The sequence below is a fragment of the Croceicoccus gelatinilyticus genome (assembly GCF_018398395.1).
Classification (GTDB): Bacteria; Pseudomonadota; Alphaproteobacteria; order Sphingomonadales; family Sphingomonadaceae; genus Croceicoccus; species Croceicoccus gelatinilyticus.
In genome coordinates, this window is record NZ_JAHCBF010000007.1 from 16,038 (window position 1) to 37,572 (window position 21,535).

Annotated in this window: 23 protein-coding genes; 14 read left to right on the forward strand and 9 right to left on the reverse strand. The window is 62.4% G+C overall.

The window, feature by feature from the left end; translation table 11 throughout:
* Positions 1-28: 28 nt before the first annotated feature.
* From KIH45_RS14685 to KIH45_RS14695, 3 genes are all read left to right on the forward strand, one after another.
* Positions 29-583: a hypothetical protein gene (locus KIH45_RS14685; protein WP_213176797.1), complete on the forward strand. Its 555-nt coding sequence runs from the start codon at positions 29-31 to the stop codon at positions 581-583.
* Between the two features lie 141 nt (positions 584-724).
* The gene (locus KIH45_RS14690; RefSeq protein WP_213176798.1) at positions 725-949 is read left to right on the forward strand and encodes a DUF4170 domain-containing protein; all 225 of its coding nucleotides are present in this window, start codon (positions 725-727) and stop codon (positions 947-949) included.
* A 2-nt stretch (positions 950-951) separates the two neighbouring features.
* Entirely contained in the window at positions 952-1,437 is a 486-nt protein-coding gene (locus tag KIH45_RS14695; RefSeq protein WP_337925492.1) for an arsinothricin resistance N-acetyltransferase ArsN1 family B, read from the forward strand.
* A gap of 4 nt (positions 1,438-1,441) precedes the next feature.
* On the opposite strand, the gene greA is transcribed toward KIH45_RS14695, so the two are convergent.
* The 4 genes from greA to carA all read right to left on the reverse strand — a co-directional run bounded on the left by greA (position 1,442) and on the right by carA (position 6,958).
* Positions 1,442-1,918: a transcription elongation factor GreA gene (gene greA, locus KIH45_RS14700; RefSeq protein WP_213176799.1), complete on the reverse strand. Its 477-nt coding sequence runs from the start codon at positions 1,916-1,918 to the stop codon at positions 1,442-1,444.
* A 115-nt stretch (positions 1,919-2,033) separates the two neighbouring features.
* Positions 2,034-5,357, reverse strand: coding sequence for a carbamoyl-phosphate synthase large subunit (gene carB, locus KIH45_RS14705; RefSeq protein ID WP_213176800.1), 3,324 nt, complete (start codon positions 5,355-5,357; stop codon positions 2,034-2,036).
* The gene (locus tag KIH45_RS14710) at positions 5,358-5,648 is read right to left on the reverse strand and encodes a hypothetical protein (protein ID WP_213176801.1); all 291 of its coding nucleotides are present in this window, start codon (positions 5,646-5,648) and stop codon (positions 5,358-5,360) included.
* 125 nt (positions 5,649-5,773) lie between these two features.
* Positions 5,774-6,958 (reverse strand): glutamine-hydrolyzing carbamoyl-phosphate synthase small subunit, encoded by a 1,185-nt coding sequence (gene carA, locus KIH45_RS14715; RefSeq protein WP_213176802.1) that lies wholly within the window; start codon positions 6,956-6,958, stop codon positions 5,774-5,776.
* 149 nt (positions 6,959-7,107) lie between these two features.
* Here carA and KIH45_RS14720 point away from each other — a divergent pair, with 149 nt between their 5' ends.
* Genes KIH45_RS14720 through rpoD form a run of 3 tightly spaced genes read left to right on the forward strand, consistent with a single transcriptional unit; the run spans position 7,108 to position 11,529 of the window.
* Positions 7,108-7,560, forward strand: a complete 453-nt coding sequence (locus KIH45_RS14720; RefSeq protein ID WP_213176803.1) for a GatB/YqeY domain-containing protein — start codon at positions 7,108-7,110, stop codon at positions 7,558-7,560.
* A gap of 12 nt (positions 7,561-7,572) precedes the next feature.
* Positions 7,573-9,456 (forward strand): DNA primase, encoded by a 1,884-nt coding sequence (gene dnaG / locus KIH45_RS14725; RefSeq protein ID WP_213176804.1) that lies wholly within the window; start codon positions 7,573-7,575, stop codon positions 9,454-9,456.
* 51 nt (positions 9,457-9,507) lie between these two features.
* Positions 9,508-11,529 (forward strand): RNA polymerase sigma factor RpoD, encoded by a 2,022-nt coding sequence (gene rpoD / locus KIH45_RS14730; RefSeq protein WP_213176805.1) that lies wholly within the window; start codon positions 9,508-9,510, stop codon positions 11,527-11,529.
* Between the two features lie 58 nt (positions 11,530-11,587).
* Here rpoD and KIH45_RS14735 read toward each other — a convergent pair whose 3' ends face one another.
* Positions 11,588-12,538: a homocysteine S-methyltransferase family protein gene (locus KIH45_RS14735; protein WP_213176806.1), complete on the reverse strand. Its 951-nt coding sequence runs from the start codon at positions 12,536-12,538 to the stop codon at positions 11,588-11,590.
* Positions 12,539-12,740: 202 nt separating this feature from the next.
* On the opposite strand from KIH45_RS14735, the gene KIH45_RS14740 reads away from it, so the two are divergent.
* On the forward strand, positions 12,741-13,358 hold the full coding sequence (locus tag KIH45_RS14740) for a TetR/AcrR family transcriptional regulator (protein ID WP_213176807.1): 618 nt from the start codon (positions 12,741-12,743) through the stop codon (positions 13,356-13,358).
* Positions 13,359-13,417: 59 nt separating this feature from the next.
* Here the strand turns inward: KIH45_RS14740 and KIH45_RS14745 are convergent, their stop codons facing one another.
* Positions 13,418-14,935 (reverse strand): catalase, encoded by a 1,518-nt coding sequence (locus tag KIH45_RS14745; RefSeq protein ID WP_213176808.1) that lies wholly within the window; start codon positions 14,933-14,935, stop codon positions 13,418-13,420.
* Between the two features lie 199 nt (positions 14,936-15,134).
* Here KIH45_RS14745 and rpiB point away from each other — a divergent pair, with 199 nt between their 5' ends.
* From rpiB to KIH45_RS14770, 5 genes are read left to right on the forward strand one after another with little or no spacing between them, the layout of a single operon-like run.
* A complete protein-coding gene (gene rpiB, locus KIH45_RS14750; protein WP_213176809.1) occupies positions 15,135-15,572 on the forward strand; it encodes a ribose 5-phosphate isomerase B in 438 nt (145 codons plus the stop codon).
* Between the two features lie 11 nt (positions 15,573-15,583).
* Positions 15,584-16,879: a serine hydroxymethyltransferase gene (gene glyA, locus KIH45_RS14755; protein ID WP_213176810.1), complete on the forward strand. Its 1,296-nt coding sequence runs from the start codon at positions 15,584-15,586 to the stop codon at positions 16,877-16,879.
* 10 nt (positions 16,880-16,889) lie between these two features.
* Complete coding sequence (locus tag KIH45_RS14760) at positions 16,890-17,051, forward strand: hypothetical protein (RefSeq protein WP_156521628.1); 162 nt, start codon at positions 16,890-16,892, stop codon at positions 17,049-17,051.
* 10 nt (positions 17,052-17,061) lie between these two features.
* Positions 17,062-17,523, forward strand: a complete 462-nt coding sequence (nrdR, locus tag KIH45_RS14765) for a transcriptional regulator NrdR (protein ID WP_213176811.1) — start codon at positions 17,062-17,064, stop codon at positions 17,521-17,523.
* 5 nt (positions 17,524-17,528) lie between these two features.
* Positions 17,529-18,245: an RNA methyltransferase gene (locus tag KIH45_RS14770; RefSeq protein ID WP_213176812.1), complete on the forward strand. Its 717-nt coding sequence runs from the start codon at positions 17,529-17,531 to the stop codon at positions 18,243-18,245.
* Between the two features lie 4 nt (positions 18,246-18,249).
* On the opposite strand, the gene KIH45_RS14775 is transcribed toward KIH45_RS14770, so the two are convergent.
* Complete coding sequence (locus KIH45_RS14775; RefSeq protein WP_213176813.1) at positions 18,250-18,561, reverse strand: chorismate mutase; 312 nt, start codon at positions 18,559-18,561, stop codon at positions 18,250-18,252.
* A 233-nt stretch (positions 18,562-18,794) separates the two neighbouring features.
* Here KIH45_RS14775 and rpsD point away from each other — a divergent pair, with 233 nt between their 5' ends.
* The gene (gene rpsD, locus KIH45_RS14780) at positions 18,795-19,409 is read left to right on the forward strand and encodes a 30S ribosomal protein S4 (protein WP_213176814.1); all 615 of its coding nucleotides are present in this window, start codon (positions 18,795-18,797) and stop codon (positions 19,407-19,409) included.
* Positions 19,410-19,551: 142 nt separating this feature from the next.
* On the forward strand, positions 19,552-19,740 hold the full coding sequence (locus KIH45_RS14785) for a hypothetical protein (RefSeq protein WP_213176815.1): 189 nt from the start codon (positions 19,552-19,554) through the stop codon (positions 19,738-19,740).
* Positions 19,741-19,745: 5 nt separating this feature from the next.
* Here KIH45_RS14785 and tgt read toward each other — a convergent pair whose 3' ends face one another.
* Together tgt and KIH45_RS14795 are read right to left on the reverse strand one after the other, a co-directional pair.
* Positions 19,746-20,867, reverse strand: coding sequence for a tRNA guanosine(34) transglycosylase Tgt (tgt, locus tag KIH45_RS14790; RefSeq protein ID WP_213176816.1), 1,122 nt, complete (start codon positions 20,865-20,867; stop codon positions 19,746-19,748).
* Between the two features lie 58 nt (positions 20,868-20,925).
* A complete protein-coding gene (locus tag KIH45_RS14795) occupies positions 20,926-21,498 on the reverse strand; it encodes an alpha-ketoglutarate-dependent dioxygenase AlkB (protein WP_213176817.1) in 573 nt (190 codons plus the stop codon).
* Between the last annotated feature and the right edge of the window lie 37 nt (positions 21,499-21,535).

A 21,535-nucleotide genomic window follows, 5' to 3' on the forward strand; every position in this document is an offset into this window, starting at 1 on the left:
TAACATTCCGAATGGAAGGACCAATTTCGTGACCGACACCGATCCGACGCCCGCCAACGACAGCCCGGCCATCCCGCTGAACATCGACGCGAGCAATCCCGAACCTGAAACGCAGAGCCTGTCCGACCGTGTTGCGGCCGCGCAGAAGCGTATCGCCGAACGCACCGCCCCTGCCCGCGCCAAGGCGGCAGAGCAGACCAAGGCAGCAGCAGGTACGGCCAAGCAGTTCGTGAAGGATCACCCGGCCATCGCCATTGGCGGTGCAATTGCCGCCGGTGTCGCCATCGCTTACGCCCTGCCCGGCAAGCCGAGCCGCAAGCTGCGCAGCGGCACGCTGGCGCTTGGCGGTCTCGTCGCCGAACTCGCTGCGACCTATGGTGCTCGTATGCTTTCGATGGCCGAAGATGCCGCCGAAGCGAGCCAGGAAAAGCTGGGCGAGATCGGTGAAAGTTTTGCGTCTGCCGGTGAATCGTTCGCCGACAGCGCGGCAGATGCCGGCACGTCGGTGCTTGCCAGCGTAAAGCGCGCGGGCGAAGCAACCGCCTCGCAGGCCCAGTCGCTGGCCGGAAAGATCAAGCGCTGATCTGCCCGCTCTACGAGAATTAGACGAACGTCGGCCCGGTGCATCCCTTGCGCCGGGCCGATTTTTCTTTAAGGGGTCGCGCAAGAGGCCGCTTCAAGGGTGGGGCGGTCTTCTCCCTCAACTGGAATGGAACCCCTTCTCATGACGCAGAAGCTGCATCTTGTGATGGGTGGCCGGGTCACCGACCCGCGTTCGCTCGAATTCGCCGACCTGCCGTCGGTTCACCTCGTCGGTGTCTTCCCCGACTATGCCAGCGCTGAAGAGGCATGGCGCTCGAACGCCCAGCGCACCGTGGACGATGCCGAGATGAAGTACGTCATCGTGCACCTCCACAAGCTGCTTGAACCGGGCCTGGCTGACGACTGATCGTGCAGATCCGGCCTGCATCAAGGGCGGACGCATCACAGATTGCCGCGATCTACGCGCCTTATGTCGCGGGTACGACCATCTCTTTCGAGGAGGTCGTACCAACGCCCGACGAAATAGCGGCGCGAATTGACGGGCTGCTACCCGACTATCCCTATCTCGTAGCGGAGACCGACGGCGCGATCGCTGGATATGCCTATGCCGGCCCGCATCGCACCCGATCGGCATATCGGACATCTGTCGATGTCACCGCTTATGTGGACCAATCCGCCCACCGCACGGGTGTTGGCCAGGCGTTATACACCCACCTTTTGCAGGTGGCGAAAGAAGCCGGTTATCACGCGGCCTTTGCAGGCATAGCGCTTCCCAACACAGCTAGTGTCGCCCTGCACGAGGCGGTGGGCTTCGCCCCTGTCGGTATATACCGCGAGGTGGGTTGCAAGTTCGGGCGCTGGCTGGACGTGGCTTGGTACCAGCGCCTTCTTTGAAAGATCAGATAAACTCGATCTTGTCGACGAGGTAGAAACGGTCGCCCGACGGCACCGTGACCTCGATCTCGTCACCGACTTTCTTGCCGATGAGAGCGCGGGCCAGCGGGCTGTTGTAGCTGATCCGGCCCTTCTTGGCGTCCGCTTCGGTCTGGCCGACGATCTGATATTTCACCGGCTTGTCATCATCGTCGAGCAGGGTGACGGTCGCGCCGAAGACGATCTTGTCGCCCGAAAGCGAAGCCGGATCGATGATCTGCGCGCGGCTGATCTTGTCCTCAAGATCGGCGATCGATGCTTCGATCTGGCCCTGGCGTTCCTTGGCGGCGTGATATTCGGCGTTTTCGGAAAGATCGCCATGGGCGCGGGCTTCCTCGATCGCGTCCACTACGCGGGGACGCTCCAGGCGCAGCTCCTTGAGATCCGCAGTCAGCTTTTCATAGCCTTCCGCCAGCATCGGGACTTTTTCGATACTCGCCATTTCTTTCCCTGTTCTTCCAGTCGCAATGGATTTCCCCGGGACAGGTGACCCCTTCGCCCCTTCGTCAAGAAGTCGGCGTCCGGGTAACCTGAACGTGTGAGGGAAATCCGATCAGTCAGCCATAATAGGATTGAAGCGAACGCACTTCAAGCGTGCCGCCACGTTGTGCCGCAATGGCATCGGCTGCGACGACTGCTGCGGCCGCTGTCGTGTAGATCGCCACCTTCGCTTCCAAAGCGGCCTGACGGATCGATGCGGAGTCCTTGAGGCTCTGCCAACCTTCGGTCGTGTTGAAGATCAGCGAGACGTCGCCGTCGATGATCCGGTCCACGATGTGCGGGCGCCCTTCGGCAACCTTGTTCACGCGTTCGACGTTCACACCGTTCTCGGCAAGAAAGCGCTGCGTGCCGCCGGTGGCGATGATGGAAAAGCCGTTGGCTTCCAGCTTTTTCACCGCGGGCAGGATGTGGTCCTTGTCGCTGTCTTTGACCGATACGAACAACACGCCGCCTTCGGGCAGAAGCGCGCCTGCACCAAGCTGGCTCTTGATGAAGGCCGCAGTGAAGTCGGTATCGATGCCCATGACTTCGCCAGTGGACTTCATTTCGGGGCTGAGCACCGGGTCCGTGCCGGGGAACCGGCTGAACGGGAAGACGGCTTCCTTGACCGCGATGTGGTCGACCTTGCGCTTGATCTTGGGCAGGTCGGCCAGCTTCTCGCCCGCCATGACGCGCGCGGCGATCTTGGCGATCGGATCGCCGATGGCCTTGGCGACAAAGGGCACGGTGCGCGATGCACGCGGGTTCACTTCGATCAGGTAGACCTCGCCGTCCTTGATCGCGAACTGGATGTTCATGAGGCCCACGACCTTCAGGGCACGGGCCAGAGCGTCGGCCTGACGCTCCATCTCCTCGATGATGTCGTCGGACAGGCTGTAGGGCGGCAGGGTGCAGGCGCTGTCGCCCGAGTGCACGCCTGCCTCCTCGATGTGCTGCATCACGCCGGCAACGACGACATCGGTGCCGTCGCAAAGCGCGTCGACGTCGCATTCCACGGCATCGCGCAAGTACTGGTCGATCAGGACCGGGCTGTCACCCGACACGCGCACGGCAGTTTGCATGTACTCGTCAAGCTGCGCTTCGCTATCCACGATCTCCATCGCTCGGCCGCCAAGGACGTAGGACGGACGGATGAGGACCGGATAGCCGATCTGTGCCGCGATGCCGCGAGCCTCTTCCTGGCTGCGGGCGATGCCATTGGCGGGCTGCTTGAGGCCGAGCTTGTTGACCAGCTTGGCAAAGCGTTCGCGGTCTTCGGCAAGGTCGATCGCGTCGGGCGACGTACCGAGGATCGGGATGCCCGCCTTTTCAAGGTCCGCCGCCAGCTTCAGCGGGGTCTGCCCGCCGAACTGGACGATGACACCGGCCAGCGTGCCGTTCGACATTTCGACGGCGAGGATTTCCAGCACGTCTTCTGCGGTCAGCGGCTCGAAATAGAGGCGGTCCGACGTGTCATAGTCGGTCGACACTGTCTCAGGATTGCAGTTGACCATGATGGTTTCGAACCCTGCATCCTCCAGCGCGAAGCACGCGTGGCAGCAGCAGTAGTCGAACTCGATCCCCTGCCCGATGCGGTTCGGACCGCCGCCAAGGATGACGACCTTGTTACGCGGCGACGGGTCGGCCTCGTTCTCGGCCTCGCCGAACAGCGGGGCTTCGTAGGTCGAGTACATGTAGGGCGTGATTGCCTCGAACTCGGCGGCGCAGCTGTCGATGCGCTTGAACACCGGGCGCACGCCCAGCTTGTGACGCAGCTTGCGGATTTCCTCTTCCGAGGTGCCGCCGGCCATCGCCTTCAGCGTGTCGTGCAGCAGCCCCGAACGCTTCGCCTGCGTTTCGCCCATGCCGCCGGCAACGCCGATCGAACGGACCGCCAGCGTGGCTAGGCGCTTGTCGGAAAAGCCCATGGCCTTCAGGCGGCGGAGACCCTCGGCATCGCCGGGAACGCCGTTCTGAATGATGCGGGTCTCTTCCTCGATGATCTGGCGGATATGGTCGAGGAACCACGGGTCGTACTGGGTGACGGCGTGGATCTCGTCCTGCGTCATGCCTTCGCGGAAGGCCTGTGCCACGATCAGCAGCCGCTCGGGCGTACGTTCGGACAGGCGCGCGGTCAGCACGTCCTTCGACGCGCCTTCCAGTTCCTCGACGCGGTTGAAGCCGTCGAGGCCCGTTTCCAGACCGCGCAGGGCCTTCTGCAGCGATTCCTTCATATTGCGGCCGATGGCCATGACTTCGCCGACCGACTTCATAGCGGTCGACAGCTTGTTCTGTGACCCCTTGAACTTCTCGAACGCGAAGCGCGGGATTTTCGTCACGACATAGTCGATCGTCGGTTCGAAGCTGGCGGGCGTTGCGCCGGTGATCTCGTTCGTGATCTCGTCCAGAGTGTAGCCCACGGCCAGCTTCGCCGCGACGCGCGCGATGGGAAAGCCGGTGGCCTTCGATGCCAGCGCCGAGGACCGCGACACGCGCGGGTTCATCTCGATCACGATCAGGCGGCCATCGGCGGGATTCACTGCGAACTGTACGTTCGAACCACCTGTTTCCACGCCGATTTCGCGCAGCACGTTCAGCGACGCGGTGCGCATGATCTGGTATTCCTTGTCGGTCAGTGTCAGGGCTGGCGCGACGGTGATGGAATCGCCGGTGTGGACGCCCATCGGGTCCACGTTCTCGATCGAGCAGATGATGATGCAGTTGTCCTTGCGGTCGCGGACGACTTCCATCTCGTACTCTTTCCACCCCAACAGCGATTCCTCGATGAGGACTTCGGTGGTCGGGCTGGCTTCAAGGCCTTCGCGGACAATCTTCTCGAACTCGGCCTTGTTGTAGGCGATACCGCCTCCGGTGCCGCCCAACGTGAAGGACGGACGGATGATCGAGGGCAGACCCGTGTGTTCGAGGACGGCGAACGCTTCTTCAACCGTGTTGGCAACGCCCGAGCGTGCCGATTCCAGCCCGATCGCGTCCATCGCCTTGCGGAACCGCTGGCGGTTTTCGGCCTTGTCGATGGCATCGGCATCCGCGCCGATCATCTTCACGCCGTACTTTTCAAGCGTTCCGTTCTCGAAAAGCTTGAGCGCGGTGTTGAGCGCGGTCTGACCGCCCATCGTGGGCAGCAGCGCATCGGGGCGTTCCTTCGCGATAACGCGCTCGACGAATTCGGGAGTGATCGGCTCGACATAAGTGGCGTCAGCCATTTCCGGATCGGTCATGATCGTGGCGGGGTTGGAGTTCACCAGGATGACCCGGTAGCCCTCTTCCTTCAGCGCCTTGACCGCCTGCGTGCCCGAATAGTCGAACTCGCACGCCTGCCCGATAATGATCGGGCCTGCGCCGATGATGAGGATGGACGAGATGTCAGTGCGTTTGGGCATTTAATTCTCACAAGGCCAAGTGTGCAGAAGAGCTTTAGCAAATGCAGTTAAGCCCATCTGGCCCTGCAATTCTTCGCCATGGCTCTCAAAATATTGAATGAATGCGCGCGCCATAGCAGTGGGGGGATCGCTATCGTATGCGAGGTCGCCCACAGCGCAATAAGTGAAAATTGGACTGTCGCCTTCGGAAGCAGCCGCTGCTTGAAGGCCCACCCAAGCACAAGCTACCGGCGAAATCGGCTTATATTGATCACCAATTTGCGCTTCGGCTAGCTGTTCTTTCGCGAGCATAAGAGAGCAAGCAACGTAAAGTTGCCGAGGGCTAATGTCTTCGGCAACTGGAGACTTGGCCTGCGCCCCGAACGAACACGCCCCTCCGACAGTCACGAGAATTAGGGCAATCCAAATTCTGAGCATCAACCCAGCTCGCTCACGAACTTCTCGAACAGGTAGAAACTGTCCTGCGGTCCCGGCGACGCTTCGGGGTGGTACTGCACGCCGAACGCCTTCTTGTCCTTGATCGCGATGCCGCAGTTGGTGCCGTCGAACAGCGACTTGTGCGTCTCGATCACGTTGTCGGGCAGCGTGTCGCCGTCGACTGCGAAGCCGTGGTTCATGCTGGTGATCTCGACCAGCCCCTCGGTCTCGCCCCAGACGCCGCCGACGCGCTGGACCGGGTGGTTCGCGCCGCGGTGGCCCTGAAACATCTTGGCGGTCTTGGCGCCAGCAGCCAGTGCCAGCATCTGGTGGCCGAGGCAGATGCCGAACAGCGGCACGTCCGCATCCAGAAGCTGCTTGATCACCGGCACCGCATATTCGCCCGTCGCCGCCGGATCGCCGGGGCCGTTCGACAGGAACACGCCATCGGGCTTCAGCGCCATGATGTCGTCAAAGCTCGCCTCTGCCGGCACCACGGTCACTTTCGCGCCCGCCTTCACGAGATTGCGGAAGATGTTGTCCTTTGCACCGAAGTCCATCGCCACGACATGCGGGCGGCCTTCTGCGCCCGGCTGGTCATAGCCCTCGCCCAGCGTCCAGTGACCGCCGGTCCAGTCCTGATGGCACGAACGCGCCACGGTCTTGGCAAGGTCCATCCCTTCCAGACCCGGCCATTCCTGCGCCTTGGCGTGGAGCGCCTTCAGGTCGAAATTGCCATCGGGGTCGTGCGCGATCACCACGTTGGGCGCGCCCTGGATGCGGATGCGGCGGGTCAGCGCGCGGGTGTCGAGCCCGGCAATGCCGATCTTGCCCTTGTCCGCCATCCACTGCGGCAGATCTCCCATCGAGCGGAAGTTCGACGGGTCGGTCACGTCCTCGCGAACGACACAGCCCAGCGCCGAATCGCAAAGCCCTTCGACGTCTTCGGGGTTGGTGCCCACGTTGCCGATATGCGGGAAGGTGAAGCAGACGAACTGTCCCGCGTAGGACGGGTCGGTCATCACTTCCTGATAGCCGGTCATTGACGTGTTGAAGCAAAGCTCGCCCACAGCCTCGCCAGTGGCGCCGAAACCGCGACCCCAGGCCACGTGGCCATCGGCAAAGACGATAACGGCCGTTGCTCCCTTTGGTTGAGGCGCGTGCGAAGGTGCGGCGTCGGCCATAAAAAGGCGCTCCGTTATCTTAGAATACAGCGATGCGTGCTAAGGCTCGGTCGCTAGAGGTGTGCAACTGTACCGTCAAGGTGGTCGGGCGGGTTTCTTTTCGCTATCGGCGCCTCAATCCACCGCATTAGACCGAAAGACCCTGACACATGCTTCGCGATGACCTGAAGGCCGCCCAGATCGATGCCATGAAGGCAAAGGACAAGGAGCGCCTTGCCGCCGTTCGCCTGATCCTCGCCAAGATCAAGGACCGCGACATCGAGCTTCGCACTGCGGAGAACAAGCCGGACGACGACGCGATGGTGATCGAGGTCCTGCAGAAGATGGCCAAGCAGCGCCGCGAATCGATCGAGATGTATCGCCAGGGCGGCCGCGAGGAACTGGCCGCGGTCGAAGAAGCCGAGATGAAGATCATCGAGGAATTCCTCCCCCAGCAGATGAGCGAGGAAGACACCAAGGCCGCGATCGAGGCGATCAAGGCCGAGGTGGGCGCGACCGGCATGAAGGACATGGGCAAGGTCATGGCCGAGCTGAAGGCACGCCACGGTGCACAGCTCGACATGAGCAAGGCCAGCGGACTGGTTAAGGCGTCTCTTTCGTAATATCCGGGAGAGATGGCGCTCTCACCCCAATGGCTGGACGAACTGCGTAGCCGCATCACGCTTTCGGGCGTGATCGGTCGTACCACGCGGCTGACCAAGGCGGGGCGCGAGTTCAAGGCTTGCTGCCCCTTCCATAACGAGAAGACGCCAAGCTTTACCGTCAACGACGAAAAGGGCTTCTACCACTGCTTCGGCTGCGGCGCGCATGGCGATGCCATCCGCTGGATGACCGACCAGCGGGGAATGCCCTTCATGGACGCGGTAAAGGAACTGGCGGCGGAAGCGGGGATGGAAGTCCCCGCCCCCGACCCGCGGATGGCCAAGGCGGCGGAACAGCGCGCATCGCTGCATGACGTGATGGCGGCGGCGCAGGCGTGGTTCGTCGACAACCTCGCCTCGCCCGCAGGCACGCAGGCGCGCGCCTATCTGGACAAGCGCGGCATATCGGCGGCGGCGATCCGCGAATTCGGGTTCGGCTATGCCCCCGACGACCGCGGGGCAATTGCCAAGGCGCTCTCGGGCTTTCCGAAAGAGATGCTGATCGAGGCGGGGCTGCTGATTGATGTCGAGGGCAAGGATCCGTATGACCGGTTCCGTGGCCGTCTCATGCTGCCCATTCAGGACCGCAGGGGCCGCGTGATAGCATTTGGCGGGCGCATCCTTGCCGATGTGCCGAATGCGCCGAAATACCTCAACAGTCCGGATACGCCGGTCTTCGACAAGGGCCGCACGCTCTACAACCTGCACCGCGCCGCCGCCGCCTCGCGACAGACGGACCGAATAGTCGTGGTCGAAGGCTATATGGACGTGATCGCGCTTGCTGGCGCGGGCATGGGCGAAGCGGTCGCGCCGATGGGCACTGCGCTGACCGAGAACCAGCTTGAACTGATCTGGCGGCTCGTGCCCGTGCCGACGCTTTGCTTCGACGGCGACAGCGCGGGCCAGCGCGCGGCGCTGCGCGGGATTGCGCGGGCTCTGCCGATGCTGAAGCCGGGGCATTCGCTCTCGATCGTAACCTTGCCCGAGAAGATGGACCCCGACGACCTCATCCGCCGCGACGGACCGCAGGCTATGGAAAAGCTGCTGGCCAAGGGTGAAACGCTGCTCGACGCGATCTGGCGGTTCGAACGCGATGCTCAGCCGCTGCGCACGCCCGAGGACAAGGCGGGGCTGAAGGCGCGGCTCATCGAACATACCGAGACGATCCAGCATCCTGACATCCGCTCGCTCTATCGCCGCGAACTGCTGGACCGCTATGGCGAGTTCGCGTTTCCGCCACGCGAACAACGTTCGAATTTTCAGCGCGGATCATTCCAGAAGGGCCGTCCGCCCTTCCCCAATCGCTTTGGCACAGAGCCGCCTTCAGGCCGTCTCAAACAGCTAACCCCGGCATCGGCTCGCAACCGCCTGATCACCGCGCTTCTGGTCGGTTTGTGCCGTCATCCAGGCGTGATCGGAGACGAGAGCGACCGCCTTGCCACGTTGCATCCAGACGATGCCGTGCAGGCCCGCGTGCTCGACGCCATGCTCGAAGCGGCGGAAACCCGAAAATTTGCGGCGGAAATCGATTCGCAGCCGCTTGAAACGGGTGAAGTTACGTCCATATTGCAGGGACGTGGACTGGCCCTACCCGACAGGGAATCGATCGGCGGCATGAAATTTGCCTTCTTGTCCGATCACGCAGAGGAGCACGAGGCCACGAGAGAACTGGTACAGGCGATCGAGCTGCTGGTCGAAAGGCCCGCAATCGAGACCGCCCTTGCCGAGGCGACCGCGCGTTTTGCCGAGGATCCGGAAGGAGCCTACGCCGAACAGCAGCGGTTGCTGAAGAGAAAGCTGGAATTCGAACGCCGTCTCATGCAAATGGCGGCATCGCGCGCGAATGCGTCGGCCTGAAGATCGCGACTTTGACGGCCGGCTCGAGGGATACGGGAATATATTTCGGTAATGGCGACACAGGAAAAGAACGAAAGCGGCGACGCTCCGCTGATCGATCTCAACGAAGCCTCCATCAAGAAACTCATCGCCCGCGCCAAGAAGCGCGGCGTCATCACGTATGACGAGCTGAACGAGGCGCTTCCGTCCGACCAGATGTCCTCCGAGCAGATCGAGGACATCATGGCCGCGATCAGCGAGATGGGCGTCAACATCGTCGAGAGCGATGACGACTCCGACGGCGAGGACGGCAGCCCCGACGAAATCGGCAGCGACGACGACAACGACGACGATAACGACGCGGCTTCTACCGGCACGGCCAACAAGGCCCCTGCCAAGAAGAAGGAAACGGTCGAGCGTACCGACGACCCGGTCCGCATGTACCTGCGCGAAATGGGCGCGGTCGAACTCCTCAGCCGTGAGGGCGAGATCGCCATCGCCAAGCGTATCGAGGCCGGCCGCGACATGATGATCATGGGCCTTTGCGAAAGCCCGATCACCTTCCACGCCATCATCCAGTGGTCCGAAGCCCTCAACAACGAGGAAATGCAGCTGCGCGAGATACTCGATCTTGACGCCATGCTGTCGAAGGAGCCTGCGCCCGAGAACCTCAATGACGAGGATGAAGGCGACGGCGAAATTTCCGAGGAAACAGCCGGCCCCTCCTACAAGGAGGACGACGATGACGACGACGACGAGTCCGAGGAAGGCGAGGACGGCGAAGAAGGTTCGAGCCGCCGTAAGGAAGACGACGACGAGGAGGACAACACCCTCTCACTCGCGCAGATGGAAGCGGCGCTGAAGCCCGACGCCATCGAACGGTTCGCTCGCATCACCAAGCTGTTCAAGACCTTCGAGAAGCTTCAGGAAGAACGCGTCGAGGCCATGGGCCGCGGCGAAAGCTTCCCGACTGCGAAGGAAAACAAGTACGAGAAGCTGCGCGAAGACCTGACCGCAGAGGTCGAGTCCGTGCAGTTCCACGCGACGAAGATCGAATTTCTCGTCGACAATCTCTACGCCTTCAACCGCCGCCTGACCGCGCTTGGCGGCCAGATGTTGCGTCTTGCCGAACGCCACAAGGTGAAGCGCGCCGATTTCCTCAAAGAATATGTCGGCCGCGAACTCGACGACACCTGGCTTGCCGAGATGTCGAAGAAGGACAAGAAGTGGGCTGCCTTCGCCGAGAAGGAAGCCGACGCGGTCGAGCGTATCCGCGCGGAAATCGCCGACATCGCTTCGCAGACCGGCATGGCGCTGCACGAATTCCGCCGCATCGTGAACATGGTGCAGAAGGCGGAACGCGAAGCGCGTATCGCGAAGAAGGAAATGGTTGAGGCGAACCTGCGTCTCGTGATTTCCATCGCAAAGAAGTACACGAACCGCGGCCTGCAGTTCCTGGACCTTATCCAGGAAGGCAACATCGGCCTGATGAAGGCCGTCGACAAGTTCGAGTATCGCCGCGGCTACAAGTTCTCGACTTATGCGACGTGGTGGATCCGTCAGGCCATCACTCGCTCGATCGCCGATCAGGCCCGTACGATCCGTATCCCGGTCCACATGATCGAGACGATCAACAAGCTGGTCCGCACGAGCCGCCAGTTCCTGCACGAACAGGGCCGCGAGCCTACGCCCGAGGAAATGGCAGAGCGTCTGTCGATGCCGCTCGAGAAGGTTCGCAAGGTGATGAAGATCGCCAAGGAACCGATCTCTCTCGAAACGCCGATCGGCGACGAGGAAGATTCGCATCTCGGCGATTTTATCGAAGACAAGAACGCGATCATCCCGGTCGACGCCGCGATCCAGGCGAACCTCAAGGAAACGGTCACCCGCGTCCTTGCCTCGCTCACCCCGCGCGAAGAACGCGTGCTTCGCATGCGTTTCGGTATCGGCATGAACACCGATCACACGCTGGAAGAAGTTGGCCAGCAGTTCTCGGTTACCCGCGAACGTATCCGTCAGATCGAGGCGAAGGCGCTGAGGAAGCTCAAGCACCCGAGCCGGAGCCGCAAGATGCGCTCCTTCCTCGACCAATAAGCGCGGCAGCGAACAAGACAAAACCCCGCCCTTTCGAGGCGGGGTTTTTCTTTTGGGCTCAGGCGTCGAGACCCGTGGTGCAGACCTCGCGGCTGACGCAACCGACATGGCGGTGATCGGTGCCGCAGCAACCGCCGACGACCCGCAGGTTCGGCAGCATCGACGCCAGTTCAGCGTGCAAGGCGCCGAACTCTACCGGATTGCCGTCATCCAGTTCCTCGGCGTTGTCGAGCTCCTCATGGCTCATGCGCGAGGCATTGGCCCGCAGGCCGCCTATGCGGTTCACCCATCCCTCGCCCCCTGCGATGGCGTCACGGAAGTGGTCGGGGTGGGCGCAGTTGACCATGTAGTAAGCGGGGTAGCCGCCCGTCGCTGCGTCCACCGCCTCGATGGCTTCGCCCAGCAGGTCACCTGTCGGCAGCCGTCCGTCGGTTTCGACCGTGAAAGAGATCGCGACCGGAAGGCCTGCTTCCTGCGCAGCCCGCGCAATGCCGATGGCCTCTCCGATATTGGTCATCGTGATCGCGGAGATCATGTCGACCCCGCCCCGCCCCAGTGTTGCCACCTGCTTGCGATGGATGGCGAGCGCTTCGTCTGAAGTCGGCACCTTGCCGGGTGCATAACCATCGCCAGCCGGACCGATCACGCCATTGAGCACGACCGAAGGCACACGCCCTGCCCAGGCATCACGGATCTCGCGCGCGAAGGCGACTGCCTTGCGGTTGAGGTCGATCTGGCCCTCTTCGCTCTGTCCGATGGCCGATGCCCAGACGGGCGACCCGCGCCACGTTGCCGTGTCGAGAACGAAGCCCGTGCCCGCATCTTCGGCCAATTCGAGGAAACCGTCGAAATAGCGGCGAAGGGCGGTCCGGGCCTTTTCGTCTTCGATCAGCGCGATCGCCGCGAATTCTGGTGCCTCGAACCCCTGTTGAAAGAACAGCCAGGTCTCAAGCCCCCCGTCGGTAAGATAAGGCCGTTTGGCCTGCATAAGTTCAGTAAAGTGCGACATCACATGTCCCCATCCATGTCATTGAATGGCCCCAGTATCGCGCGCACCCCCATTTCGATCCAGTGAACTCGTGGTGCAGTTCGATTTATCGCTTTGGGCCAGTTACTTGCATATGGACTCGGCTGTGCGTTACTGACTGCTTGCAGGGCCAACTGTACCGGCGGTACAGTATAGGTGGTTGGGGAATTGAGGAGGGTCAGTCATGTCGCGTGCGAGCGACACCCGTCAGCGCATCATGGATGTCGCGCAGGAATCGATCCTGCGCAAAGGCTTCGACGCAACCTCGATCGAGGAGATCGTGGCCAGCGTGGAGATCACCAAGAGCGGTTTCTTCTACCACTTCCCCGACAAGAACGCCCTCGCCCACGCCTTGATCGAGCGGCATATCGAGGTCGAGGATGCGATCTTCGACGACCTGTTCGCCCGCGCGCGGGAGCTTTCGGACGATCCGCTACAGGCTATGCTCATCGGGCTGAAGTTGATGGCAGAACTGATCGCCGACATGCCGAACAAGCATCCCGGCTGCATCGTGGCGACCGCGGCCTATCAGGACCGGCTGTTCAATAACGAGGTAAAGGAAGCCAACCGCAAGGCCGTACTTGGTTGGCGCAAACGTTTCCGCACCATGCTGGATGAAATCGCTGCGATCTACCCGCCGCGTGACGACGTCGACCTGGACGATGTGGCGGACATGGTCAGCGGGCAGGTCGAAGGCGGGATCATCCTGTCGCGCGCATTGGAGGATGCCTCGATCCTTCCTCAACAAGTCATTCTATTGCGCTCATATATCAAACTTTTGTTTTCCCCGCCCGTGCAATAGGTAAACGAAAAGGGCCGATCCCGCGAAGGACCGGCCCTTTCCGATTCGCCTGAATTTGATCAGCCGGAAATGGACAGCGCCGATGCCATGCCCGGTGCCTCCGACTTTCCGCCAAGCTTTTCGCGCACGGCTTTCTCGATCTTCTCGCCAGTCGGTCCGTCGATGTTGCGCCAGTATTCGAAAGCGCGAACGAGAACCTTTTCGCTGACGCCGTCGCACAAGTGGCCGGTGACGTTCATGACCAGCCGTTCGCGGGCCTCTTCGTCCATGACATCGTTGATCAGCGCGCGGGCCTGGCTGAAATCGTCGTCGTCCTCGCGCAGGGTGTAGGCCTGACGAACCATGTCGCCATCGGAATGCCAGATTCCTGCCTCACCGCCCATGTCGGGCTGGGCCGCAGGGCCGCCGTAGGAGTTGGGCGCATAGACCGGATCGGTGACGCCGATGGTGCGCCCTGCCCCGTCCTTCGAATAGGAATGAACCGGACATTGCGGCCGGTTGACCGGGATTTCCTTGTAGTTGACGCCAAGCCGCGCACGGTGCGCGTCGGCATAGGAAAACCCGCGGGCCAGCAGCATCTTGTCGGGCGAGAGGCCGATACCGGGGACCATGTTGTTCGGCTCAAACGCAGCCTGTTCGATCTCGGTATGGAAATCGGTGGGATTGCGATCCAGCACCAGCTTGCCAACCTCGATCAGCGGATAGTCCGCATGCGGCCAGACCTTGGTGAGATCGAACGGGTTGATACGATAGGTTTTGGCATCTTCCCACGGCATGATCTGCCAATAAAGTGTCCAGCTGGGATAATCGCCCTTGGCAATCGCGGCAAACAGGTCGCGGCGGTGGAAGTCACCATCCTTGCCCGCCATCATGTCCGCCTCTTCCTGCGTGAAGTGGGCATTGCCGTCGCCGAGGTCGGTCTTGAAGTGGAACTTGACCCAGAACTTGTCGCCGTCCGCATTGACGAGGGAATAGGTGTGGCTGGAATAGCCGTTCATCTCCCGCCACGTTTTCGGAATGCCGCGGTCACCCATAAGGTACGTGACCTGGTGCGCGCTTTCGGGCGATAGCGTCCAGAAATCCCACTGCATGTCATGATCACGCAGGCCATTGTCGGCGCGGCGCTTCTGGCTGCGGATGAAGTTCTGGAACTTGATCGGGTCCCGGATGAAGAAGACCGGCGTGTTGTTACCGACCATGTCGAAATTGCCGTCATCGGTGTACATCTTCACCGAAAATCCGCGCGGATCGCGCCAGGTGTCGGGGCTGCCGCGCTCACCCGCAACGGTCGAAAACCGCATCAGTGCGTCGGTCTTTGTGCCGGGCTGGAATACTTTGGCCTTGGTGTACTTCGACACGTCCTGCGTAACTTCGAAATAGCCATGTGCGCCGCTGCCCTTGGCGTGGGGCTGGCGCTCGGGAATACGCTCGCGGTTGAAGTTAGCCATCTGTTCGAGAAGATAGTGATCGTTGAGGACGATCGGCCCGTCCGGCCCCACCGTCAGCGAATGCTCGTCGCTCTGTACGCGGATGCCTGCGTCAGTGGTGGTGTGCGGAACTTTCTTGGGGTCGGCCATGTGCGGCGCCTTTCCATGCGTTGGATTGTTCGGTCCTGCATGAAGCGTTTGCCGATCAGCTAAGTTCCGCGACTCTGGGCGCTTTTTCCGATCATGGTAATCGCTATCCCCGGCAAGCGGCCAATAGCGGTGGCCTTTCGCCGATCTTAGCACTATGCGCAGGCGCGAGCCGAATCCCATTAGCGACACGGAAAGCTTCATGCGCATTGCCATCGCCTCCGATCACGCCGCCGTAGAGCTGAAATCCGCCCTGCGCGAATACTTGATCGAACTGGGCCACGAGGTTGCCGATCTCGGCCCCGAAACCGCCGACCGCGTCGATTATCCCGACTATGGCTACAAGCTGGCATCGGTCGTCGCGGACGGCACCGTGGAATACGGCGTCGCACTTTGCGGATCGGGCATCGGCATTTCCATCGCCGTCAACCGCGAGCCGAAGTGCCGCGCCGCGCTGGTCTCCGAACCGCTTTCGGCAGCGCTTGCCCGCGAACACAACGACGCCAACGTCATCGCCATGGGCGCACGCCTGACCGGCATCGACATGGCCAAGGCCTGCCTCGACGCATTCCTTTCGACCAAATTCGGCGGAGGCCGCCACGCTGGCCGCGTCGACAAGCTTTCCAATCCCTCCTGCTGAGTGAGCCAAGCATGACCACCGACACCATCATCCGCGCACCCGGCTTCTTCACCGACGATCTGGCCGCGACCGATCCCGCCATCGCCAAGGCAATCGACGCCGAAATGTCGCGTGAGCGCAAGCAGATCGAACTGATCGCTTCGGAAAACATCGTCTCCAAGGCCGTGCTCGAAGCGCAGGGCTCGGTCCTGACGAACAAGTACGCCGAGGGCTATCCCGGCAAGCGCTACTACCAGGGCTGCGCTCCTTCGGACGAGGTTGAGACGCTGGCTATCGAACGCGCCAAGCAGCTGTTCGGATGCGAGTTCGCCAACGTTCAGCCGCACTCGGGCGCGCAGGCGAACGGTGCGGTCCTGCTCGCCACGGTGAAGCCGGGCGATACGATCATGGGCATGAGCCTCGATGCAGGCGGCCACCTCACCCACGGCGCGCGCCCCGCGCTTTCGGGCAAGTGGTTCAATGCCGTCCAGTATGGCGTCACCCCCGACACACACCTCATCGACTATGACGAAGTCGAAGCGCTGGCGCTTGAGCACAACCCCAAGCTGATCATCGCGGGCGGCAGCGCTTATCCGCGCATTATCGACTTTGCCCGCATGCGCGCGATTGCCGACAAGGTCGGCGCGCTGCTGCACGTCGACATGGCGCACTTCGCAGGCCTCGTTGCCGCTGGCGTCCACCCCTCGCCCTTCCCGCACGCGCACATCGCGACCACCACGACGCACAAGACGCTGCGTGGGCCGCGTGCCGGCATGATTCTGACCAACGACGAGAAGCTGGCCAAGAAGATCAACTCGGCCGTGTTCCCGGGGCTTCAGGGCGGCCCGCTGATGCACGTCATCGCCGCCAAGGCCGTGGCTTTTGGCGAAGCGCTGCGTCCCGAGTTCAAGGATTACGCCAAGAAGGTCGTCGAGAATGCACAGGTTCTTGCGGCCACGCTGAAGGAACGCGGTGCGGAGATCGTTTCGGGCGGCACCGACACGCATCTCGCGCTAATCGACCTCACCCCGCTGGGCGTGACCGGCAAGGACGCTGACGAGGCGCTGGAGCGTGCGGGCATTACCTGCAACAAGAACGGCATCCCCAACGACCCGCTGCCGCCGACGAAGACCAGCGGCATCCGCGTCGGTTCGCCCGCCGGTACGACCCGCGGTTTCGGCGCGGAAGAGTTCAAGGCGATCGGCCACATGGTCGCCGACGTTCTCGATGGCCTCGCTCGCTGCGGCGAAGAAGGAGATGCGCAGGTGGAACAGAACGTGCGCCAGCGCGTCGAAGAGCTGTGCGATCGATTCCCGATCTACAGCTAAGGAGTTCCACATGGCCGAAAACGGCAGCCAGATGACGCCCGAAACCAAGACCGCCCTGAAATGGGGTGCGATCGGCGCGCTTATCGCGATCCCCGTCCCCTTCGTGGGCCCCATCATCGGCGGCATCGTCGGCGGCGGGCTCGGCTATGCGAAGGCCAAGGGCAAGATCTGAAGGACACGACTTGCGCTGCCCGTTCTGTGCCAATGAATCGAGCCAGGTAAAGGATAGCCGCCCCGCAGAAGACGGTGCGGCTATCCGTCGGCGCCGCCAGTGCGAAGGCTGCGGCGCAAGGTTCACGACTTTCGAACGCATTCAGCTTCGCGAGATCCACGTGCTCAAAAGCGGGGATCGCCGCGAGGTATTCGACCGCACCAAGCTCGAGCTTGCGGTCAATCTCGCCTGCCGCAAGCGCGGGATCGAGCAGGAGCGGATCGACCGACTTGTCTCCAGCGTGCAGCGCCAGATCGAAACGCGCGGCGAAAGCGAGATCAAGGCTGCCGAAATCGGCGAAATGGTGATGGAAGGCCTGCGCCAGCTCGACCCTGTCGCCTATATCCGCTTTGCCAGCGTCTATCGCGAATTTTCCGAAGCGCAGGACTTTGCCCAGTTCGCCGAAACCGTGCGCGACGCGGCGAAGGACTGACACCCATGAACCCCGTAATTGTCCTCGTTCGCCCGCAGTTGGGCGAGAATATCGGCAAGGCCGCGCGCGCCATGCTGAACTTTGGACTTACCGAAATGCGCCTCGTCGCCCCGCGTGACGGTTGGCCTAATCCCAGCGCAGGTCCGGCCGCCAGCGGCGCGGACATCGTGCTGGAAAAGGCGCAAGTCTTCGAAACCGTCGCGGACGCGGTTGCCGATTGCGAGCATGTCCACGCAACCACGGTGCGCAAGCGCGGCGTGACCAAGCCCGTCCTGACGCCCGAGGAAGCCGCGCGTGAGATGACGACGGCAAGCGGGCGTCACGCGATCTTGTTCGGGCCGGAACGCTCGGGGCTCGAAACCGACGACGTTGCGATTGCCCGCAATATCGTGACGGTGCCGATCAATCCCGAATTCGGCTCGCTGAACCTCGCGCAGGCCGTGATCCTGATGGCTTACGAGTGGTCGAAGACCCAGGCCGCCGTGCTGGCTCAGCCGACGCAGGAAGAAGTGCTGCCCCCTGCCCCGCAGGACCAGCTCGACGGGATGATCGCGCAGATGGAAGGCCTGCTCGAACCCAAAGGCTATTTCTCCCCCGAAAGCCGCGCCGCCGCGACAAGGCGGACACTGCGCAACATGCTGACCAAGCCGGGCTGGAACCACCTTGAGGTTCGGACGATGCGCGGCGTGCTGTCCGCGCTGGGCAAGCCCGACAAGGTTTAAGGTGTCAGGACCGGATGCGGTCCCATTCCTCCATCTCGTAGGCGATCGACGTCTCGACGAGGTTTTCCCAGAACTCCGCGATCAGGCCCACAGGGACGCCTTTGTTCAGCGCTTCGTCCATGGCGGCCTTGATAACCGCTGCCTTGCGCTCTTCATCTCGGACATGGCTGCGTTCGGGCTTGATCCGCGCGGCGGCGCGCATGAAGCCAAAACGGGTGGCAAGAAGGTCGATCAGGGCACGGTCGGTCGCGTCAACGCCGGCGCGTACTTCAGCCATCGTCTCGCAGTTTTCAGGCGACTTGAAAGTTGTATTCATAGGCCCGCGCTTTGCCCAAGCACTGCTCCTGTGTCGAGCGTCCCTTTTGCTTGACACCGCAGCGCTTTCCTTTAAGGGGCGCCCATCCACGTCGGTCGGGCCTGCTACAGGTCCGTTCCCGATAGGTCCCGCACCCCGGTGAAGCGGTGGCCGCATCTGGCAGATGGCCAGGTGGTGCGATGCCGGGCTTTGGCCCTGTCATGGTGGCAGGGACAGCATATTGGAGAATGATCATGACGAAGCGCACCCGCGCCAAGCATAAACTCGACCGTCGTATGGGCGAGAACATCTGGGGTCGCCCGAACAGCCCCGTCAACAAGCGTTCCTACGGCCCGGGCCAGCACGGTCAGCGCCGCAAGAGCAAGATGAGCGACTTCGGTCTGCAGCTCCGCGCCAAGCAGAAGCTCAAGGGCTACTACGGCGACGTCACCGAGAAGCAGTTCAAGGCGACCTACCTCGACGCTTCGAAGATGAAGGGTGACACCGGCCAGAACCTGATCGGCCTGCTCGAACAGCGCCTCGACATGGTCGTGTACCGCGCCAAGTTCGCGCCGACCGTGTTCGCCGCTCGCCAGATCGTCAACCACGGCCACATCCTCGTGAACGGCGTGAAGTGCAACATCCCGTCGCGCCGCATCCGCGTCGGCGACGTTATCAGCCTCGGCAACAAGGCCAAGGAAATGGCACTGATCATCGAAGCGCAGAGCCTGCCCGAGCGCGAGATCCCCGACTACGTCTCGACCGACGGCAACGACAAGGTGACCTTCACCCGCGTGCCGACGCTTGACGAAGTGCCCTATCCGGTCCGCATGGAACCGAACCTGGTCGTCGAGTTCTACTCGCGCTGATCAGTCGGGTAACCGAACAGTTTCAAGGAAAAGGGCGGGTCTTCCCGCCCTTTTTCGTTTGTGCAATGCGGCATCGGTTTCGCAGCGCAAACAGTGCCTTAGATGGGAACCGCAGGGCCCTTTCGCGCATTTATCCGGCACTATGGAATACCGCTTCATCACACCCAACCGGATCGGAAAATGGTACCCCGAGCTCAAGCTCGCGATGAAGCAGGCGGCAGGCATCGGGGCCGGATACTACGACAAGGCCAGCGGCCAGTTCTTCAAATACCGCGATACGCAGCTTCAGGTGCGCAGTTCGCCCGACGACGACGCGCCGCTCGCTGCCTGATTTGATCAGCGCAAGTAGTTGCGCCTGAAGTCAGCGGCGAAGGCTGCGAAGCGTCCGCCCGCAATCGCATCGCGCATCCCCTGCATCAGCTGCTGGTAGAACGAGATGTTGTGCTCGGTCATCAGCATCGCGCCAAGGATCTCGCCCGCCTTGTTGAGGTGGTGCAGATAGGCGCGCGAATACTTTCCGCAGGTCGGGCAGGTGCAGCGATCGTCCAGCGGCTCCTGGTCCTCCGCAAACCGCGCGTTGCGGATGTTGAGCGGGCCGTTCCACGTAAACGCCTGCCCGTTGCGGCCCGACCGGCTCGGCAACACGCAATCGAACATGTCGACCCCGCGCTCGACCGCGCCGACAAGATCGTCGGGCTTGCCGACTCCCATCAGGTAGCGCGGGCGATCATCGGGCAGTTGCGAGGGCGCGAAGTCGAGCGTGGCGAACATCGCCTCCTGCCCCTCACCAACGGCAAGACCACCGATGGCATAGCCGTCGAAACCGATCTCGGTCAGCTTTTCGGCGGAAATGCCGCGCAGTTCCTCGTCCAGCGCGCCCTGCTGGATGCCGAACAGCGCGGAGCGCGCCGCGTGTTCCTCGCCGCTGTCGAAGCCTTCGCGGCTGCGCCGTGCCCAGCGCATCGACATTTCCATGGATTTCGCGATGACGTCGCGGTCCTGATCGGCGCGCGGGCACTCGTCGAAGGCCATGACGATGTCGGAGCCGAGCAGACGCTGGATTTCCATCGAGCGTTCGGGGGTCAGCATATGCTTCGACCCGTCGAGGTGGCTCTTGAAGCTCACCCCCTCCTCGGTGATCTTGCGAAGGTCCGACAGGCTCATCACCTGGTACCCGCCGCTGTCGGTCAGGATCGGGCGGTCCCAGCCCATGAACTTGTGCAATCCGCCAAGCCGCGCCACGCGTTCGGCTCCCGGGCGCAGCATCAGGTGGTAGGTATTGCCAAGGATGATGTCCGCGCCGGTCGCGCGCACGTCCTCGACTTTCATGGCCTTGACCGTGGCGGCAGTGCCGACGGGCATGAAAGCGGGGGTGCGGATGGTGCCGCGCTTCATGGCGATCTCGCCAGTGCGCGCCTTGCCGTCGCGGGCGTGGATAGTGAAGGCAAATCGGGTCATGAGAAGCAGGCCCCTAGCCGCTTGGATGGCCGAGCGCCAGCCTGTCAGGCCGGTGCCGTCACGCAAGCGTGCGATAAGTGATCGACCAGCGTGGCTGTTCCATGGGCACGATGGAATGCTCCCACTCCCGCCGGGCCGGACCGTCGAGGCGGTAGGCATAGCCGGGTTCGAGTTCGAAGGCGGCGCGCTCGAAGCTGCTACCGCTTCGCTTGCGTAGCCGCATGGTCGCAGGCGCACCGAGCGAAAGGCCGATGACGCGCCCGAACTGTGGCCTGTCGCGATGCCACCCGATCTCTGCACCCGGATCATAGCGGATCAGAAGGGCCTGTTCGTAGTGTGCTGGATCATCACCGAAGGCTGAAACGACGCACTGGCGCATCTCGGCGAGCCAGTCGGGCATGGCCTCAGCCCGCGCGATACCGCCGCCTTCGAAGTCGTAGTGCCACCCGAACGAACGTGTCATCCGCTTGCCGGTCCATTGCTGGAAGCGGAAAGGGGCAAGCCCTGTCGCATCGATCAGGCCAGACAGACGCGCGCCCTCCTCCGCGTCGACCAACCTGCCTAAAAGGGACAGGCCCGGTACCGGCGGCACGACGTCCTCATCGTCAAAGAGATCGAACTGGCTGGTCATCACGACGATATGGTGCGCGGGGCACGAAAGACCACCT

What these genes read in the sequence shown, in the direction of transcription:
- KIH45_RS14690 (WP_213176798.1), top strand. Translation starts at nt 725, where the DNA reads ATGACGCAGAAGCTGCATCTTGTGATGGGTGGCCGGGTCACCGACCCG.
- greA (WP_213176799.1), bottom strand. Translation starts at nt 1,918, where the DNA reads ATGGCGAGTATCGAAAAAGTCCCGATGCTGGCGGAAGGCTATGAAAAG.
- carB (WP_213176800.1), bottom strand. Translation starts at nt 5,357, where the DNA reads ATGCCCAAACGCACTGACATCTCGTCCATCCTCATCATCGGCGCAGGC.
- KIH45_RS14710 (WP_213176801.1), bottom strand. Translation starts at nt 5,648, where the DNA reads ATGCTCGCGAAAGAACAGCTAGCCGAAGCGCAAATTGGTGATCAATAT.
- carA (WP_213176802.1), bottom strand. Translation starts at nt 6,958, where the DNA reads ATGGCCGACGCCGCACCTTCGCACGCGCCTCAACCAAAGGGAGCAACG.
- KIH45_RS14720 (WP_213176803.1), top strand. Translation starts at nt 7,108, where the DNA reads ATGCTTCGCGATGACCTGAAGGCCGCCCAGATCGATGCCATGAAGGCA.
- dnaG (WP_213176804.1), top strand. Translation starts at nt 7,573, where the DNA reads ATGGCGCTCTCACCCCAATGGCTGGACGAACTGCGTAGCCGCATCACG.
- rpoD (WP_213176805.1), top strand. Translation starts at nt 9,508, where the DNA reads ATGGCGACACAGGAAAAGAACGAAAGCGGCGACGCTCCGCTGATCGAT.
- KIH45_RS14735 (WP_213176806.1), bottom strand. Translation starts at nt 12,538, where the DNA reads ATGTCGCACTTTACTGAACTTATGCAGGCCAAACGGCCTTATCTTACC.
- KIH45_RS14740 (WP_213176807.1), top strand. Translation starts at nt 12,741, where the DNA reads ATGTCGCGTGCGAGCGACACCCGTCAGCGCATCATGGATGTCGCGCAG.
- KIH45_RS14745 (WP_213176808.1), bottom strand. Translation starts at nt 14,935, where the DNA reads ATGGCCGACCCCAAGAAAGTTCCGCACACCACCACTGACGCAGGCATC.
- rpiB (WP_213176809.1), top strand. Translation starts at nt 15,135, where the DNA reads ATGCGCATTGCCATCGCCTCCGATCACGCCGCCGTAGAGCTGAAATCC.
- glyA (WP_213176810.1), top strand. Translation starts at nt 15,584, where the DNA reads ATGACCACCGACACCATCATCCGCGCACCCGGCTTCTTCACCGACGAT.
- KIH45_RS14760 (WP_156521628.1), top strand. Translation starts at nt 16,890, where the DNA reads ATGGCCGAAAACGGCAGCCAGATGACGCCCGAAACCAAGACCGCCCTG.
- KIH45_RS14770 (WP_213176812.1), top strand. Translation starts at nt 17,529, where the DNA reads ATGAACCCCGTAATTGTCCTCGTTCGCCCGCAGTTGGGCGAGAATATC.
- KIH45_RS14775 (WP_213176813.1), bottom strand. Translation starts at nt 18,561, where the DNA reads ATGAATACAACTTTCAAGTCGCCTGAAAACTGCGAGACGATGGCTGAA.
- rpsD (WP_213176814.1), top strand. Translation starts at nt 18,795, where the DNA reads ATGACGAAGCGCACCCGCGCCAAGCATAAACTCGACCGTCGTATGGGC.
- KIH45_RS14785 (WP_213176815.1), top strand. Translation starts at nt 19,552, where the DNA reads ATGGAATACCGCTTCATCACACCCAACCGGATCGGAAAATGGTACCCC.
- tgt (WP_213176816.1), bottom strand. Translation starts at nt 20,867, where the DNA reads ATGACCCGATTTGCCTTCACTATCCACGCCCGCGACGGCAAGGCGCGC.
- KIH45_RS14795 (WP_213176817.1), bottom strand. Translation starts at nt 21,498, where the DNA reads ATGACCAGCCAGTTCGATCTCTTTGACGATGAGGACGTCGTGCCGCCG.